Annotated in this window: 1 rRNA gene; it reads right to left on the bottom strand. The window is 35.9% G+C overall.

The window, feature by feature from the left end:
* Positions 1-250: 250 nt before the first annotated feature.
* Positions 251-365 (bottom strand): 5S ribosomal RNA (gene rrf / locus CCE82_RS12780).
* Positions 366-376 lie beyond the last annotated feature (11 nt).

Below are 376 nucleotides of genomic sequence, written 5' to 3' on the forward strand. Positions count from 1 at the left end.
CCATAAAAGAAGTAAGCTTGATATAGCTCGTTGATTGATTAAGTCAATCACTCTTGAAAGTACTTTTGAAGTACTCAAATTATCGGAATTAACGTTGACATATTGTCATTCAGTTTTCAATGTTCATGTCATTTCTTTTTGACTCGACAAGAACTAATTATACAGAGTTCTTAATAAAAAGTCAACAACTTTTATTGTTTTTTCTAATTTTTCCAAGAAAAAATGACCGACAGGCCATGATAAAAGTTTTGCTTGGCAACGTCCTACTCTCGCGGAACGTAAGTCCGACTACCATCGGCGCTAAAGAGCTTAACTTCTGTGTTCGGCATGGGAACAGGTGTGACCTCTTTGCCATAGTCACCAAACAAAAATATAG

It is taken from the genome of Staphylococcus cornubiensis (assembly GCF_900183575.1).
GTDB classification, from domain to species: domain Bacteria; phylum Bacillota; class Bacilli; order Staphylococcales; family Staphylococcaceae; genus Staphylococcus; species Staphylococcus cornubiensis.